The 14,825-nt window shown below is 68.6% G+C and carries 17 protein-coding genes; 11 read left to right on the forward strand and 6 right to left on the reverse strand.

Annotated features, from left to right (window positions below):
- Positions 1-7: 7 nt before the first annotated feature.
- Positions 8-925 carry a LysR family transcriptional regulator ArgP gene (locus ACSFBF_RS09910; RefSeq protein ID WP_435466428.1) on the reverse strand — a complete coding sequence of 306 codons (918 nt, stop codon included), beginning with the start codon at positions 923-925 and terminating at the stop codon, positions 8-10.
- A gap of 75 nt (positions 926-1,000) precedes the next feature.
- Between ACSFBF_RS09910 and ACSFBF_RS09915 the strand changes: the two genes are divergently transcribed.
- The 7 genes from ACSFBF_RS09915 to pcp are packed head-to-tail and all read left to right on the forward strand — an operon-like array spanning position 1,001 to position 6,006.
- Positions 1,001-1,636, forward strand: coding sequence for a LysE/ArgO family amino acid transporter (locus ACSFBF_RS09915; protein ID WP_435466430.1), 636 nt, complete (start codon positions 1,001-1,003; stop codon positions 1,634-1,636).
- Positions 1,637-1,679: 43 nt separating this feature from the next.
- Positions 1,680-2,330: an RsmD family RNA methyltransferase gene (locus ACSFBF_RS09920; RefSeq protein WP_435466432.1), complete on the forward strand. Its 651-nt coding sequence runs from the start codon at positions 1,680-1,682 to the stop codon at positions 2,328-2,330.
- A 43-nt stretch (positions 2,331-2,373) separates the two neighbouring features.
- Positions 2,374-2,877, forward strand: a complete 504-nt coding sequence (coaD, locus tag ACSFBF_RS09925; RefSeq protein WP_081269908.1) for a pantetheine-phosphate adenylyltransferase — start codon at positions 2,374-2,376, stop codon at positions 2,875-2,877.
- 6 nt (positions 2,878-2,883) lie between these two features.
- The gene (gene pxpB / locus ACSFBF_RS09930; protein WP_435466434.1) at positions 2,884-3,546 is read left to right on the forward strand and encodes a 5-oxoprolinase subunit PxpB; all 663 of its coding nucleotides are present in this window, start codon (positions 2,884-2,886) and stop codon (positions 3,544-3,546) included.
- Positions 3,543-4,541 carry a 5-oxoprolinase subunit C family protein gene (locus ACSFBF_RS09935; protein ID WP_435466436.1) on the forward strand — a complete coding sequence of 333 codons (999 nt, stop codon included), beginning with the start codon at positions 3,543-3,545 and terminating at the stop codon, positions 4,539-4,541. The genes pxpB and ACSFBF_RS09935 overlap by 4 nt, the downstream gene beginning before the upstream one ends.
- A gap of 34 nt (positions 4,542-4,575) precedes the next feature.
- On the forward strand, positions 4,576-5,316 hold the full coding sequence (pxpA, locus tag ACSFBF_RS09940) for a 5-oxoprolinase subunit PxpA (protein ID WP_435466437.1): 741 nt from the start codon (positions 4,576-4,578) through the stop codon (positions 5,314-5,316).
- Between the two features lie 27 nt (positions 5,317-5,343).
- Positions 5,344-6,006, forward strand: coding sequence for a pyroglutamyl-peptidase I (pcp, locus tag ACSFBF_RS09945; protein WP_435466439.1), 663 nt, complete (start codon positions 5,344-5,346; stop codon positions 6,004-6,006).
- Between the two features lie 10 nt (positions 6,007-6,016).
- On the opposite strand, the gene ACSFBF_RS09950 is transcribed toward pcp, so the two are convergent.
- On the reverse strand, positions 6,017-6,730 hold the full coding sequence (locus tag ACSFBF_RS09950; RefSeq protein ID WP_435466441.1) for an alpha/beta fold hydrolase: 714 nt from the start codon (positions 6,728-6,730) through the stop codon (positions 6,017-6,019).
- Positions 6,731-6,855: 125 nt separating this feature from the next.
- On the opposite strand from ACSFBF_RS09950, the gene ACSFBF_RS09955 reads away from it, so the two are divergent.
- Together ACSFBF_RS09955 and ACSFBF_RS09960 are read left to right on the forward strand one after the other, a co-directional pair.
- On the forward strand, positions 6,856-7,437 hold the full coding sequence (locus ACSFBF_RS09955) for a Yip1 family protein (protein ID WP_435466443.1): 582 nt from the start codon (positions 6,856-6,858) through the stop codon (positions 7,435-7,437).
- 71 nt (positions 7,438-7,508) lie between these two features.
- Positions 7,509-8,207 carry a histidine phosphatase family protein gene (locus tag ACSFBF_RS09960; protein ID WP_435466445.1) on the forward strand — a complete coding sequence of 233 codons (699 nt, stop codon included), beginning with the start codon at positions 7,509-7,511 and terminating at the stop codon, positions 8,205-8,207.
- Positions 8,208-8,220: 13 nt separating this feature from the next.
- Here the strand turns inward: ACSFBF_RS09960 and ACSFBF_RS09965 are convergent, their stop codons facing one another.
- Together ACSFBF_RS09965 and ACSFBF_RS09970 are read right to left on the reverse strand one after the other, a co-directional pair.
- Positions 8,221-9,576, reverse strand: a complete 1,356-nt coding sequence (locus ACSFBF_RS09965; RefSeq protein WP_435466447.1) for a tetratricopeptide repeat protein — start codon at positions 9,574-9,576, stop codon at positions 8,221-8,223.
- A gap of 39 nt (positions 9,577-9,615) precedes the next feature.
- Positions 9,616-10,014 (reverse strand): tautomerase family protein, encoded by a 399-nt coding sequence (locus ACSFBF_RS09970; protein WP_435466449.1) that lies wholly within the window; start codon positions 10,012-10,014, stop codon positions 9,616-9,618.
- 111 nt (positions 10,015-10,125) lie between these two features.
- Here ACSFBF_RS09970 and ACSFBF_RS09975 point away from each other — a divergent pair, with 111 nt between their 5' ends.
- Positions 10,126-10,986 (forward strand): LysR family transcriptional regulator, encoded by an 861-nt coding sequence (locus tag ACSFBF_RS09975; protein WP_435466451.1) that lies wholly within the window; start codon positions 10,126-10,128, stop codon positions 10,984-10,986.
- 39 nt (positions 10,987-11,025) lie between these two features.
- Positions 11,026-11,652 carry a YitT family protein gene (locus ACSFBF_RS09980; protein ID WP_093059890.1) on the forward strand — a complete coding sequence of 209 codons (627 nt, stop codon included), beginning with the start codon at positions 11,026-11,028 and terminating at the stop codon, positions 11,650-11,652.
- Positions 11,653-11,931: 279 nt separating this feature from the next.
- On the opposite strand, the gene ACSFBF_RS09985 is transcribed toward ACSFBF_RS09980, so the two are convergent.
- Both ACSFBF_RS09985 and ACSFBF_RS09990 read right to left on the reverse strand, forming a co-directional pair.
- Complete coding sequence (locus tag ACSFBF_RS09985) at positions 11,932-13,326, reverse strand: amidase (RefSeq protein ID WP_435466453.1); 1,395 nt, start codon at positions 13,324-13,326, stop codon at positions 11,932-11,934.
- The gene (locus ACSFBF_RS09990) at positions 13,317-14,804 is read right to left on the reverse strand and encodes an ABC transporter substrate-binding protein (RefSeq protein WP_435466455.1); all 1,488 of its coding nucleotides are present in this window, start codon (positions 14,802-14,804) and stop codon (positions 13,317-13,319) included. Before ACSFBF_RS09990 ends, ACSFBF_RS09985 begins: the two co-directional genes overlap by 10 nt.
- Between the last annotated feature and the right edge of the window lie 21 nt (positions 14,805-14,825).

A 14,825-nucleotide genomic window follows, 5' to 3' on the forward strand; every position in this document is an offset into this window, starting at 1 on the left:
CCGGCGGTCACACCGCCAGGGCGTGCGGGCCGCTGCTGGCGGCAGCCCGCACCGCCGCCCCAAGCCGTTCGAGCAGCCGCGGCGCAGCGCGCGCCTGCTGCCAGTAGAGCGGCACCGGCAGCGTCGAGCCGGGCACCAGTTCCACCAGCCTGCCTTCGCTGATCGCACCGGCCACCATGCTGGCCGGGTGCATGCCCCAGCCCATGCCCGCGCACGCCGCCTCGACAAAAGCGTTGGGCGAGGGGATCCAGTGCCGTGGCGTCTCGACATTGCGGTGGCAGATGCGCCGCACCCAGCGTGCCTGCAACCGGTCCTTGCGGTCGAACACCAGGCTCGGCGCGTCCGCCAGCGTGCGGGCGCCCACGCCCTTGGAGAAATGTTCATGCATGAACGCGGGGCTCGCGGCTGCCACGTAGTGCATCGTGCCCAGCGCCTCGCTGTTGCAGCCCGCCACCGGTTGCGCCAGCGCGGTGACCGCCGCGAACACCGCGCCGCTGCGCAGCCGCTCGGCCGTGTGATCCTGGTCGTCCACCGTGAGGTCGAGCAGCGCCGCCTGCTCCTGCGTGGCGAAGGCCGCGGCGGCGGCCACGAACCAGGTCGCAAGGCTGTCGGCGTTGACGGCCACCCGCATCGTGACGCGCTCGCCGCCTGCCTCGCCGCTGCCCATGCCAAGGGCGGGCAGGGCCTCGCGCAGCTCATGCTCCAGCATGCCCACGCGCTCGACGTGCCGGCACAGCTGCAGTCCAGCCTCCGTTGCGACGCAGGGCTGGCCGCGCACCAGCAGCGCGCCGCCGGTGCGCTCCTCCAGCTGCCTGATGCGCTGCGACACCGCCGAGGGCGTGACGTGCAGCGCGCGGGCGGCGCGTTCGAAGCTGCCCTCACGCACGACGGCGGCAAGGGCGTTCAGGGCGGCATAGTCGAGCATGGGGATGAAGTGAAACTGAATTGGATTAAGAAAGTTTAGTTTGAATTAATACCGTGCGAGCGGCATCCTCGAAGCATGCAAGCCGTACACGTCACCACTGCCTTCGCCAACGGGCTCTTCATGAGCCTGGTCCTCATCGTCGCCATCGGCGCGCAGAACGCCTATGTGCTGCGCCAGGGCTTGCGCCGCGAGCACGTGGGCGCGGTGGTGCTGTTCTGCGCGGCCAGCGACGCGGTGCTGATCGGCGCCGGTGTCGCCGGCATGGCGCAGGCGCTGCAGGGGCGTCCGATGCTGGCCACCGTGCTCGCGGGGCTCGGCGCGGCCTTTCTCTGTGGCTACGGGCTCAAGGCGCTGTGGCGTTCGCGGCAGCCTGCCGCGCTGCAGACCACGGCGCAGGGCGTTTCGCTGTCGCGCGTGGCCGTGGTGGCGCAGGCAGCCGGCTTCACTCTGCTGAATCCGCACGTCTACCTCGACACGGTGCTGCTCGTGGGCAGCGCGGGCGCGCAGTACGCGGGCCTGCTCAAAGTCTGGTTCGTGGCAGGCGCCTGCACGGCGAGCGCGTTGTGGTTCACCTCGCTGGGCTTCGGTGCGCGGTTGCTCGCGCCGGTGTTCGCACGTCCGCGCGCCTGGCAGATGCTCGATGCGCTCATTGGCGGCACCATGCTTCTGCTGGCCACCATGCTGGCACAGCGAGCGCTCGCAGGGCTTTGAAAGCTCTGTGAAGGCGCGCATGTGGCGGCGTTAAGCTCGCCGCATGCCCCAGAAAGCCGCCCCTGCCTCCCATCCCGCCGCACCCAAGCCCAAGCGCCCGTCGAAGCCCAGCGAGGTGCGCATCATCGGCGGCGAATGGAAGCGCACCCGCCTCGCCGTGGCCGACAAGCCCGGCCTGCGCCCCACGCCCGACCGCGTGCGCGAGACGCTGTTCAACTGGCTCGCGAGCCTCGCCGGCGCGGGCGGCGGCGAGTTGCCGGGCTGGCAGTGCATCGATGCTTTCGCGGGCACCGGTGCGCTCGGCTTCGAGGCTGCCTCGCGCGGCGCGGCGAACGTGGTGCTGTGCGAGCAGGACGCCGCACTCGTCGCGCAACTCCAGGCCGCCAAGACCAAGCTGAGCGCCGAGGCCGTGCGCGTCGAGCGCGGCAACGGCGTCACCGCGCTCGAACGCGCGCCAGCCGGCAGCCTCGACGCCGTGTTCCTCGACCCGCCCTTCGACAGCACCGCGCTCTACGAACCGGCCCTGCGCGCCGCCGCGCGCGCCCTGCGTGCCGGCGGGTCGGTGTACCTCGAGGCACCACGCCGCTGGAGCGACGAAGAACTGGCCGCTTTCGGCCTCGTCGGCTTCCGCTACCTGAAGGCCGGCGCCGTGCACGCCCACCTGTTGCGGCTGGCTGCCGAGGGGACTGCATAATCCGCCGAACAAGCCGCACCGGCAGCATGAGGAAGAAGCAACCATGGCCAGCAACGTCATCGCGGTTTACCCCGGCACATTCGACCCCATCACCCTCGGCCACGAGGACGTGGTGCGCCGTGCCACCCAGCTCTTCTCCAAGGTGATCGTCGCCGTCGCGGCGGGCCACCACAAGAAGGCGCTGTTCACGCTGTCCGAGCGCATGGACATGGCCCGCGAGGCCGTCAAGCCCTACAGCGACCAGGTCACCGTCGAGAGCTTCTCGGGCCTGTTGCGCGACTTCGTCGTCGCGCGCGGCGGCAAGGCCATGGTGCGCGGCCTGCGCGCCGTGACCGACTTCGACTACGAGTTTCAGCTCGCAGGCATGAACCGCTCGCTGATGCCCGATGTCGAGACCGTGTTCCTGACCCCCAGCGACAAATACCAGTTCATCTCCAGCACCTTCGTGCGCGAGATCGCCATGCTGGGCGGTGAAGTCCACAAGTTCGTCTCTCCCAATGTGGAGCAGCAGCTGGCGGCTAAAGTCCGCAGCCTCGGCCGTGAATAAGCCGCGATGAGCGGCACCCCGCCGCCCCGGCTGCATCTTCTGGGCGATGCAGCGCTGCTCTGCGAGCTGCCCGCGCCGGCCACGCTGGCGCAGCAGCAGCGCATCTGGGCCCTTGCGGAGCGCGCCCGGCAATGGCCCGGCGTCGGCGAAACGCTGCCGGGCATGAACAACCTCACGCTCACCTTCGACCCGACCGCGATCGACCTCGACACGCTTACCGCGCACGTCCTCGAGGCGTGGCCGAAGCTGCCGACCGGCGGCGTCGCGGGCCGGCTGGTCGAGATTCCGGTGGCCTACGGCGGCGAGCACGGGCCCGACCTGGCCGACGTTGCAGCCCACACCGGCCTCACGCCGGCCGAGGTGGTGCGGCGCCACAGCGCCGGTGAATACATCGTCTACCTGCTGGGCTTCCTGCCGGGCTTCGCCTTCATGGGCGGCCTGCCGCCCGAACTCGCCACGCCCCGCCGCGCCGAGCCGCGCACCGCGGTGCCCGCGCGCTCGGTCGGCATCGGCGGCGAGCAGACCGGCATCTATCCGCTGGTGTCGCCGGGTGGCTGGCAACTGATCGGCCGCACCTCGCTCGAGCTGTTCGACCCCACGGCCGAATCGCCCACGCTGCTGCGCCCCGGCGACCGCGTGCGCTTCGTTGCAGAGAGCGTGCAGACATGATCGTCATCCGCAAACCCGGCGTGCTCGCCTCGGTGCAGGACCTGGGACGGCACGGCCATCGGCAGCTCGGCATCTGCCCGGGCGGCACGCTCGACGTGCTGGCGCTCACGCTGGCCAACCGGCTCGTGGGCAACGCCGACGGTGCCGCGGGCCTCGAACTCACGATGGGCGGCTGCGAGCTGCAGTTCGAAGCCGACACGCGCATCGCCCTCGCCGGCGACGATTTCAGCGCCAGCCTCGACGGCGTGCCGCTGTGGCCCTGCTGGAGCGTGCCGGTCGCGGCCGGCCAGACGCTCAGACTCGCGGGCGCCAATGTGCCCGGCGTGAAGAAGGTCGGGCTGCGCAGCTGGCTGGCGGTGGCGGGCGGCATCGATGTGCCGCAGATACTCGGCTCGCGCAGCACCGACCTCAAGGCCGGCTTCGGTGGCCACGAAGGCCGCGCGCTACGCAAGGGCGACCGGCTCCCGACGGGCGCTTCGCCCCTCGATGCCACGCAGCGCGAACGCCGTGCCTTCGGCCTGCGCGGCCCCGACTGGGGCCCGGACGAAGACGACGGCGCCATCGCCCTGCGCGTACTGCCAGGCCCCGAGTTCGAACTGTTCACGCTGGCCGCGCGCGAGCAGCTGTGGGGTGAGCGCTGGCGCATCACGCCGCAGAGCAACCGCATGGGCAGCCGGCTCGCTGGTGCCGAACTCAAGCGCAAGCGCGGTGGCGACATGCTCTCGTCGGGCGTGATTCCCGGCACGATCCAGGTGCCGCCCTCGGGCCAGCCGATCATCCTGATGGGCGACGCGCAGACCACCGGCGGCTATCCGCGCATCGGCGTGGTCATTCGCGCCGATCTCTGGAAGCTCGCGCAGGCGCCGCTCAACGGCAGGCTGCGCCTCGTTCAGGTCGACCAGCCGCAGGCGCTGGCTGCATGGGCCGACCAGCAGCGCTACCTGTCGCAAGTGGCACAAGGGCTGGCTGCTGCAGGCTGGCCGGGCCCGGCATAGACTCCGCGGAACTCGCGGAAAAGGAAGCCCCACCATGCAAATCGACCTCAATGCCGACCTCGGCGAAGGCGCTGGCAGCGACGAAGCGCTGCTCGCGCTCGTCAGCTCCGCCAACATTGCCTGCGGCTGGCACGCGGGCGACGCCAAGACCATGCAGCAGTGCGTGCGCTGGGCAATACAAAACGGCGTGGCCATCGGCGCGCACCCCAGTTTTCCGGACCGCGAGAACTTCGGCCGCAGCACCATGCATCTGCCGCCCGACGAGATCGTGGCCAACGTGCTCTATCAGGTGGGCGCGCTGGCGGCCATCGTGAAGGCCGAGGGCGGCAAGCTTTCGCACGTGAAGGCGCACGGCCAGCTCTACAACCAGGCCGTGAAGGAGCCAGAGCTTGCCGATGCGCTGTGCGAAGCCGTGCGCCGCTTCGACCCCTCCCTCAAGTTTTTCGGCCTCGCGGGCAGCAACATGATCGACGCGGCCCGTCGCGCTGGCCTCTCGCCGGTCGAAGAGGTGTTCGCCGACCGCGGCTACATGCCCGACGGCAGCCTTGTGCCACGCAGCCAGCCCGGCGCGCTGATCGAGAGCGAAGAACAGTCGATCGCGCAAACGCTCTCGCTGGTGCGCGACCACCGGGTGACTGCCATCGACGGCAGCGTGGTGCCCGTCAATGCGCAGACCGTGTGCCTGCATGGCGACGGCGCCCACGCGCTGGCCTTTGCGCGCCGCATCCGCGAGCGGCTGCAGCAGGAAGGCATTGCCGTCCAGGCGATGGCCTGACGGCCTGAACACGCAACGGGCCGTGCCGTGGCAGCAAAGCCCATCAACGTCCTGCTGACCGGATTCGACGCTTTCGAGCAGGAGGCGGTCAATCCGTCATGGGAGGCGGTGCGTGCGCTCGACGGCTGGAAGGTCGGCCGCGCGACGGTGCATGCGCGCCAGGTGCCCTGTGTCTTCGGCGACGCCATCGACGTGCTTGCTAGCGCGATGGACGAACTGCAGCCGCAACTGGTGCTGTGCATCGGCCAGGCCGGCGGGCGCGCGGAGTTCACGCCCGAGCGCATCGCCATCAACATCGACGACGCCCGCGTGGCCGACAACAAAGGCCGCGAGCCCATCGACGTGCCCGTGGTGCTCGGGGCTCCCGCCGCGTATTTCTCGACGCTGCCGATCAAGGCCATGGTGCGCGAATTGCGCGCGGCCGGCGTGCCGGCCTCGGTGTCGAACAGCGCGGGTACCTTCGTCTGCAACCATATCTTCTACGGCCTGATGCACCGCATCGCGACGCATCCGGTGCCGGGGCTGCGCGGCGGCTTCATCCACATTCCCTACTTGCCGGAGCAGGCGGCACGCTTTTCCGGCGCGCCGAGCATGTCGCTGGAAACGATGATCAAGGCGCTACGCATTGCCGTGACCACCGCGCTCGCGGTGAAGCACGACGTCGCCGAAACCGGCGGCCAGCTGCACTGAGCCTGCCGGCTCAGGCTGCGACGGGGAAATTCCTCGCCAGCCAGCCGTTGAGCGCGGCGTTGACGAGCTCGGGCTTTTCCATCGTCAGCATGTGGCCGCAATCGGGCACCCACACGACTTGCGCCTGCGGCAGCAGCGCCGCCATCTCGCTCGTGCACTCGGGCGGCGCGAGCCGGTCTTCGTCGCCGCACACCAGCAGCACCGGTGCGCGCAGCGACGCCAGGTGCAGGCGCGCATCGGGCCGCCGCATCACCGCGCGGTTCTGGCGGACGAGCTGCTCGGCGCCTGCGCCCAGCACGATGTCGAGGTAGCGCTGCACCATCACAGGGTTGGCGGCCTGCGTGGGATGGAAGGCGAAGTAGACGTTCGGCTCGATCACGTCGCGCACTTCGCCGCGCTCGAAGTATTCGATGGCGCCTTCGCGCAGCGTGAACATGTCGGGCGTCTCGGGTCGTGCGCTGGTGCCGAGCAGCGCGAGCCCGGCAATGCGCCCGGGCGCCTGGCGGGCCGCCTCCATGGCAACCATGCCGCCCATCGAGGCGCCGCACAGCACCAGCGGGCCGTCGTTGTCGCGCAGCACGGCTGCGGCCATGCCCTCGATGGAGTCGTTGTGCCGCTGGACGTCGCTCACGCGGGCGCCGAAGGCGGGGGGAAGGGCGGGCAATTGGGCTTCCCAGATGCGCTCGTCGCAAGCGAGGCCGGGCAGCAGGATGAGATTAGGCATGGAGACGGATTTTGCGCGAATGCGGCAACCAGCGTCGCGGCATAGCGCATGGCATAGGCTTCCTGGCCAGCAGTCATCCGCAAGCGGCCTCGGCATACTTTTGAGACCCATGCCGAGGACTCTCAATGAACCTGGTTGAACGCGCGCAATCCATCCTGCTCAAGCCCAAGGCCACCTGGCCCGAGATCGACGCGGAGCCGGCCGACGCCGCCTCGCTGTACAAGAACTACGTGATGATCCTCGCGCTGATCCCGGCGGTGGCGAGCTTCATCGGCCTGTCGCTGATCGGCATCGGCGCCTTCGGCGTGAGCTTTCGCGTGCCTATCGTCTCGGGGCTCGCGAACATGATCGTGGGCTACGTGCTGTCGCTGGTGATGGTGTTCGTGCTCGCACTCATCATCGACGCGATGGCGCCGACCTTCGAGGGCACCAGGAGCCAGATCGGCGCACTCAAGCTGTCGGCCTATGCCAGCACCGCGGCCTTTGTCGGCGGCATCTTCAGCCTGCTGCCTTCGCTGTCGGTTCTTGGCGCGCTGGCGGCGCTGTACGGTGTGTACCTGCTCTACACCGGCCTGCCGGTGCTCATGAAGTGCCCGCCAGACAAGGCCATTGCGTACACCGCCGTGGTGGTGGTCTGCGCCATCGTCGGCGGCTTCATCATCGCGTGGGTGCTGGCGCTGCTCACGCCGTCGCCGGTGCGGCTCTAGGTGGCGGTCGAGCAACAGCTCGCGGGCCACAAAAGCCCGAGCGTCACGCGCACGGTGGAAAATGGGCGTCAATGCCAACGCCCAAGCCCGACACCACCACCGACCTGATCCTCATCCGCCACGGCGAAACCGCCTGGAACCGCGAACTGCGTTTTCAGGGGCATGCGGATGTTCCGCTCAACGACATCGGCCACGAGCAGGCGCGCCGCATCGGCCTGCGGCTGGCCGGCGAGACGGCGGTGCAACACATCATCAGCAGCGACCTCATGCGGGCGCAGCAGACCGCCGCGCCCGCGGCATCGCAGCTGTCGTTGCCGGTGGTCACCCTGGCGGGGCTGCGCGAGCAGTTCTTCGGCGTGGTCGAGGGCATGCGCTCCGACGAAATCCAGAGCCTGCATCCGCGCGCCTGGGAAGAATGGCTGGAGTTCCGCGAAGACCACGCCATGCCCGAGGGCGAGACGGCGCGCGAATTTCACACGCGCATCATCGCGGCGCTGGGCAGCATCGCCGCTGCGCACAAGGGGCAGCACCTGATCGTCGTCACCCACGGCGGCGTGCTCGACATGGTGTGGCGCACAGCCAGGGGCCTGAGCCTGAGCGGGCCGCGCCAGAGCGACATTCCCAATGCGGGCTTCAACCGCATCCGCATTGCCGATCCTCAGCGGCCCGGCGACATCGAGATCGTCGAGTGGGCCGACACGCGGCACCTGGCAGACCTGCCGCCACAGCCGACCTATGACCAGACGCGGCACCTGAAGAACAAGGGCTGAGCGCTCCGCCGCCTCAGTCCCGCAGGAGCTGGCCCAGCCCCAGCCGTTCGTAGACGGCGGCCGTCTGCCGGCGCAGGCGCAGCGATTCCGGCTGGCCGTTGAGCTGCTGCTGCAGGATGCCCTGCGCACCGGTCAGCGATGCCTCGGTGCCGGTGCGCACCAGTGCGTCGAGGTACAGCTGCTCGAACAGGTCGCGCTGCGCGTGGCTGCCGCCGATTTCGATCATGCGCGGCAGCGCCACGCCCAGGCCTTCGACGGCTGCCGCGAGATCGCCGCGCGCATGCGCCACCAACCCGTGCGCAGCCGGCACGCATACACGCTGCCACGCGGCGCGGGTCGATGGCGGTGCGTTCGGCGCGAAGGCCACGATGTTGCGCAGCAGCACATCGGCCTCGGGCCGGCCGGCGCGCGCCAGGCCGTAGAGGTATTGCAGGTCGAGAAAAGGCAGCACATGGTCGGCCTGGCGCTGCAGCAGGTAGCCCGCCACGTCGTCCCAGCGCGTGCCCACGTCGATGCCCGCGAGCTCCAGCCGCGCGAGCAGCGAGACCGCGCCGATCTGGTCCTGCGAGTAGTCCTTCACCACGCCCCAGGCATGCTCGTCGTACACGGCGAGCGCTTCGGCATCGCGGCCCAGGTCGATCAGGAACAGCGCCACGTGCCACCAGTTGTGCGTGACCATGAAGGAGTTGAGCCCGGTCCACGTGTCGCTCACGCCCTGCATGAACGCCAATCCCTCGGCGAGCCGGCCTTCGGTGAGCATCACATGCGCCAGCGCGTGATGCGCCCACGGCTCCTTGCGGCACATCGATATGGCGTGGCGGGCGCTGGCCTCGGCCTCGCGCATCAGGTGGCACTGCTCGTACCCGAAGGCTGCCATGCCGTGCACATAGGGCACGTCGGCAGCCTGCGGCAGCACCGCGAGCGCCAGCCGCAGCATGCCCGGGCAGTCGCCGGTGTTGAAGCAGTGGTACTGGCCGAGCTTGACCGACACCAGGTCGCGCGGATGCTCGCGCGCCTGTTCCGCGTGCAGCGCGATGGCGCGGGCGATGTCGCCATCGGCCCAGGCTTCGATGGCCGCGATGTAGCGCTGCTCGCGCGGCGTGGCGCGCGCGGCATCGGCGCGGGCCTTGTCGAGAAAGGGCCGGGCGTTGGCCACGGCTTCGCGCGATTCGGCGAACAGGTGCAGCGTGGCGCAGTAGGCCTGCACGATGGGGCTCGCATCGGTGCCGACCACCGCGATCAGGTTGACCGCACGGGCCTCGGTCGAGATGAAGCCCATGACAAAGTCGTCGACCAGCGGCAGGCTGGCGGGGTCGTCGAGGGTGAGCGGGTTGCCGAGGCTGTCGGCGAGTTGTTTTCCGGGGGGCATGGCGGCATGGTGCCATGCCCCCGGCGATGCTTCAACGACTCAGACGCCGGCTTGCTGATGCCGGTACTCCTGCGTCTTGCCGCCGTAGCCATAGGCTGCGCCGCGCGCGTCGATCACGTGGATGTACGACACCTCGTGCAGGTCCGGCCGGATCTTCGCCATGGCCGCGTGCACCTCGCGCAGGTAGCGCGCCTTCTCGGCCTTGGTGTTGGTCTCGTCGGTGATGCTGATGTCGAGATGGAACGCCGACTTGCCGAGCGAGGCCAGCGTCTGGCCGCCGATGAACCAGGCGTCGGTGGCGATGTACTGCACGGTGATGGCGATCACTGGCAATTGCTTGCCGAGCACGCTCTGGGTGAGTTCGGCGACCGTGTCGACGGTCTTGCGGGTGAGGGCGGCATCGGGTTGGCCGGAGAGATGGACGACGATGTGGGGCATGGTGGACTCCTGAGTGAATGAGTGGTCGATGGGGTGATTGTGGGAACTCCCTATCAATCGGAAAAGCGGGAAGATATGATGGATTCCATCGGGTTAACGGATGGATAAGTCATGCAAGGCTTTGATCTGGAGCAGCTGCGCACGCTGGCAGCGGTTGTCGACGCAGGCAGCCTCACGGCCGCCGCGCCGCGCGTCTTTCTTTCGCAGTCTTCGGTTAGCGAGCAGATCCGCAAGCTGGAAGAGCGGGCCGGGCAGTCGCTGCTCACGCGCAGCAAGGCGGGCGTCTCACCCACCGAGGCGGGCGTGCGGCTGCTGGGCTATGCGCGGCGCATCCTGGCGCTGAGCGACGAGGCGTTTCGCGATCTGCATGGCGAGACGCTGCAGGGCGAGCTGCGCCTCGCCGTCACCGACTACTTCCGGCCCGGCGACCTGACGCGGCTGCTGGGGCGGCTTGGCGAGAGCTATCCGCAAGTGCGGCTGCACGTCAGCATCCTGAAGAGCGACGAGTTGCGCGCCGCGTATGCGCGAGGCGACTTCGACGTGGGAGTGGCGATGAATATCGCCGGTGTTTCCGCCGCGCAGCCCCGGGCGTCGGTGATCCGGCGCGAATCGCTGGTGTGGCTGGGCGCGGCGGGCATGCGGCTCGTGCGCGGCGAGCCGGTGCGGCTGCTGGCGCTGCCGGACACCTGCTCGCTGCACCAGTTCACCGTGGCGCTGTTGCGGCGCCGGCGAGTGCCCTACGCGCTGGCGCATGTGGCTTCGGGCGTGGCGGGGTTGCAGTCGGCGCTGGCCGCAGGGTTGGGCGTGGCCTGCCTCAACGAATCGGCCATCAGCGACGGCGTGGCGCGGCTGGCCACACCCCACGGGTTGCCGGCGCTGCCACGTGTCGCCTTCGAGTTCTTACCCGGTCGCCGGGGAGAAACAGCGTTCGTGACCCGGGCCCGGGAACTGCTGGCCACCCATCTGGTGTGAGTCCGGCCGGGGTGGCGCGGGATTTGCGTCACGTCTGCCATGGATGCGCCACCTCCCACTACCCCACCGGAATGGCTGCGCCATTCCCGTTTCGATGACGCGCAGGCGATCTTTTCGGGCACTTTGTTCGTCGCCATCGCCATGATGCTGTTCGGCCAGGCGGGTCTGCTCACGGGTGGCACGGCCGGCGTCGCGTTTCTCCTGCACTACGCCACTGGTGTGAGCTTCGGAAAGCTGTTCTTCCTAGTCAACCTGCCGTTCTACTGGTTCGCATGGCGCCACATGGGGCGGGCGTTCACGATCAAGACTTTCTCGGCGATTGCGTTGCTCTCGCTGATGACCGATTGGGCGCCGCGTTACCTGTCGATCGATTCCCTGCACCCGGCTTTTGCGGCTGTGCTTGGTGGTCTGCTGCTGGGCACTGGCTGTCTGTTCCTCGCCCGCCACCGCGCCAGCTTGGGCGGTGCGACGGTGTTGACGCTGTATCTACAGGAAAAGCGCGGGTGGCCTGCGGGCAAGGTGCAGATCGGGATCGACTGCACGGTGGTTCTGCTTGCCCTGTTCGTGATTCCGCCGCAGCGTGTGGGGTGGTCGGTGCTGGCTGCTGTGGTGATGGGGCTTTTTCTCTGGATCAACCACAAGCCTGGGAGGTATGCGGCGACTTGAGCTTGCTGTTCTGGGGGGCGTGCGAATGACACCGGGTACTCCCCTCCGCGAATGTCCCCCGGCCTTCGGCCTCCTCCTTTATTTCGCTGCGGGGAGCACCCGGTGCCATCCGCACATGGGCGCAGTCGTATTGCCGGCCGCACGAGCGCTGCGTCCATCGATCACGTCGATGGGGTGCCTTGCGCAGCGAAATAAAGGAGGAGGCCGCAGGCCGGGGGACATTCGCGGAGCAAGGTACCCCGTCGGCGTGATCGCGCCCCGAACAACGCACGCCTAACGTTAAGGCGCAACGGGCCAGGGCCGCTGAGGCTCCCGGATCTGCTCGAATGCACGCGAAACGCGAAGCACCCCGAGATCGTCGAAGCGCTGCCCGGCAATCTGAAGACCGATCGGCAATCCACCCGCCGAGTACCCGCAATTCACCGAAGCCGCCGGCTGCTCCGACATGTTGAACGGCACCGTGAATCCGATGTGCTCCAGCGGCCGCAAGGGATCGTTCGTGGGCGAAGGCGCCTCCGCGGCTGCGGGCATGTTGGGGGAAACGGGCGAGATGACGTAGTCGAACCGCGCGCAGGCGCTCACCGCCGCCACGCGCGTCGCATGGAACTGGCTGAAGCTGCGAAACACGTGCTCGCCGCTGAACTCCGCCGCGCTCTCGGCCCATTCGCGGATGTAGGGCAGCACCTTCGAGCGCTGGTCGGCACGCAGGCCCTTCATGTCCACCAGCGAGCGCATGCGCCACAGATGGTCCATGCCGTCGAGCAGCGCCTGTGACATGAAAGGCTGCATCGGTTCGATGATGGCGCCGGCCTTCTCCAGAAGACGCGCCGCTTGTTCGACCGCTGCCTGGATTTCAGGCTCCACCGCCAGTCCGCAGCCCGCGTCGAGCAGCAGCCCGATGCGCAGGCCGCGCAGATGGTCGGGGGACACGTCGAAGCCGGCCCAATCGATGTCCTGCGGCGGCAGGTTCATGCTGTCGCGCGCATCGGGCTTCGACAGCGCCTGCATCGCCAACGCAGTGTCGCCCACGGTGCGTGTCATCGGTCCTGCAGCGCGGCCCATGTACGGTGGATCGATGGGAATACGCCCCAGGCTCGGCTTGAGCGTGAAGATGCCGCACCAGCTCGCGGGCAAGCGCAGCGAGCCGCCGATGTCCGTGCCCAGGTGCAGTGGGCCGTAGCCGGCAGCAGCCGCAGCACCCGCACCCGCGCTGGAGCCGCCCGGCGTCAGGCGCAGGTCCCATGGATTGCGCGCCAGCGTGTGAAAGCTCGACAGGCCCGAAGACAACATGCCGTAGTCCGGCATCGTCGTCTTGCTCACGATCACCGCGCCCGCTTCTTTCAAGCGTGCGGCTGGCGGCGCATCGGCAGTCGCGGGCTTCAGGTCGACGGCGGCGGTGCCGGCCGGCATCGGGTCGCCGCGCGTCGCGATGTTTTCCTTGATGGTGGCCGGCACGCCGTCGAGCGGACCGAGCGCATCGCCGCGCTGCCAACGCGCTTCCGAAGCGCGCGCCTGTTCGAGCGCGGCCTCGGGCCTGAAGAGCCAGGTGGCCTGCAGGTGCGGCTCCCAGCGCTCTATCTGCGCGATCACGGCCTGCGTGACCTCCACCGGCGAGAGCTTGCGGTCGCGGTAGGCCGCGGCAAGCTCCTGTGCGGACAGGTCGTTCAACCCCACGACAGCGCCGACAGGTCGTTCACGAAGATCGGGTTGTCCTTCCAGATGCCCTTGACGTTCTTCTTTGCGACGGTCGGGAACTGCGGCTGGTACAGGAAGCCGTTGGCCGCGTCGGTGGCCAGCAGCTTTTGCGCGTCGCCCAACAGCTTGTTGCGCTCGGTGGCGTTGGCCGTGGACTTGATCTTGTCGAACAGCGTGTTGAAGGCCTTCGACTGGTAGCCCCAGTAGTAGTCCGACTTGGCGTAGTTGCCGAGGTCGAAGGGCTCCACGTGCGAGACGATCGACAGGTCGTAGTCCTTGTTGCCGTAGGTGCCGCTGAGCCATTGGGCCCACTCCACGTTCTGCACCTTCACCGTGATGCCGATCTTGGCGAGCTCGGCCACGATCACCTCGCCGCCTTGCCGCGCATACGGTGGCGGCGGCAGCGTCATGGTGAGTTCGAGCGGCGTCTTCACGCCGGCTTCGGCCAGCAGCTTCTTGGCCTTCTCGATGTCGAAGGGGTTGATGCCCGTGGTGTCGACATAGCCCGCAGCGCCCGGCACGTAGTGGCTGCCGATGGGCACGCCGAAGCCGTCGGCCGCGCCTTCGATCACGGCCTTGCGGTCGATGGCGGCAAGAATGGCGCGGCGCACGCGCACGTCGTCGAGCGGCTTCTTCTTGTTGTTGATCGAGAGAATCGTCTTGGCGCGCGAGCCCGCCAGGATCACCTGGAACTGCGGGTTCGCCTTGAACTGCGGCACCACGCGCGTTCCGATGCGCGCAAACACGTCGACGTCGCCCGACAGCATGGCGGCGGCCTGCGCGGCGGTGTCGGAGATGAAGCGGAACGTGACCTTGTTGATCTTCGCGGTGGCGGGGCTGCGGAAACCTTCCCACTTGCTCAGCGTGATCGACGAGCCCTTGGCCCAGCTGTCGAGCTTGTAGGGGCCGGTTCCGACCGGCTTGGTGGCATTGCCATCTGCGCTCTTGGGCTCGACGATCACGGCGGTGGCCTGGCCCAGCACGAAGGGCAGGTCGGGGTCGATCTCCTTGTTGATGATGACGACGGTGTAGTCGTCCACCACCTGCGTTGCGAGGTTGGCGAAGGTGCGCTTGTCCTTGTTGGTGCTCTTCTCGCCGCCGGCGCGGTCGAACGAGAACTTCACGGTGGCCGCGTTGAAGGGCTCGCCGTTCTGGTACTTCACGCCGCGGCGCAGCTTGAAGGTGTAGGTCTTCAGGTCGGGCGAGATTTCCCAGCTCTCGGCCAGTAGCGGCGTGACGCTGCCGTCGGCGTTGATCTTGGTGAGCGTCTCGAGGATGTTGTAGTGCACCACCTCGGCGATGGCGGCGGCGGCGCCGGTGGTCGGATCGAGCCCCGGCGGTTCGAGCGCCATGCCGATCACGATGGCGTCCTTCCGGCCCTGCGCCATGCCGGCGAGCGGGGTGGCCAGCGCAACGGTGGCGCCAGCGGTGGTGAGAAGGGTGCGGCGGTTCAACATACGTGTGATCTCCGGATAGAC

Origin of the sequence: Variovorax nivicola (genome assembly GCF_051216475.1) — a bacterium.
Taxonomy (GTDB): domain Bacteria; phylum Pseudomonadota; class Gammaproteobacteria; order Burkholderiales; family Burkholderiaceae_C; genus Variovorax.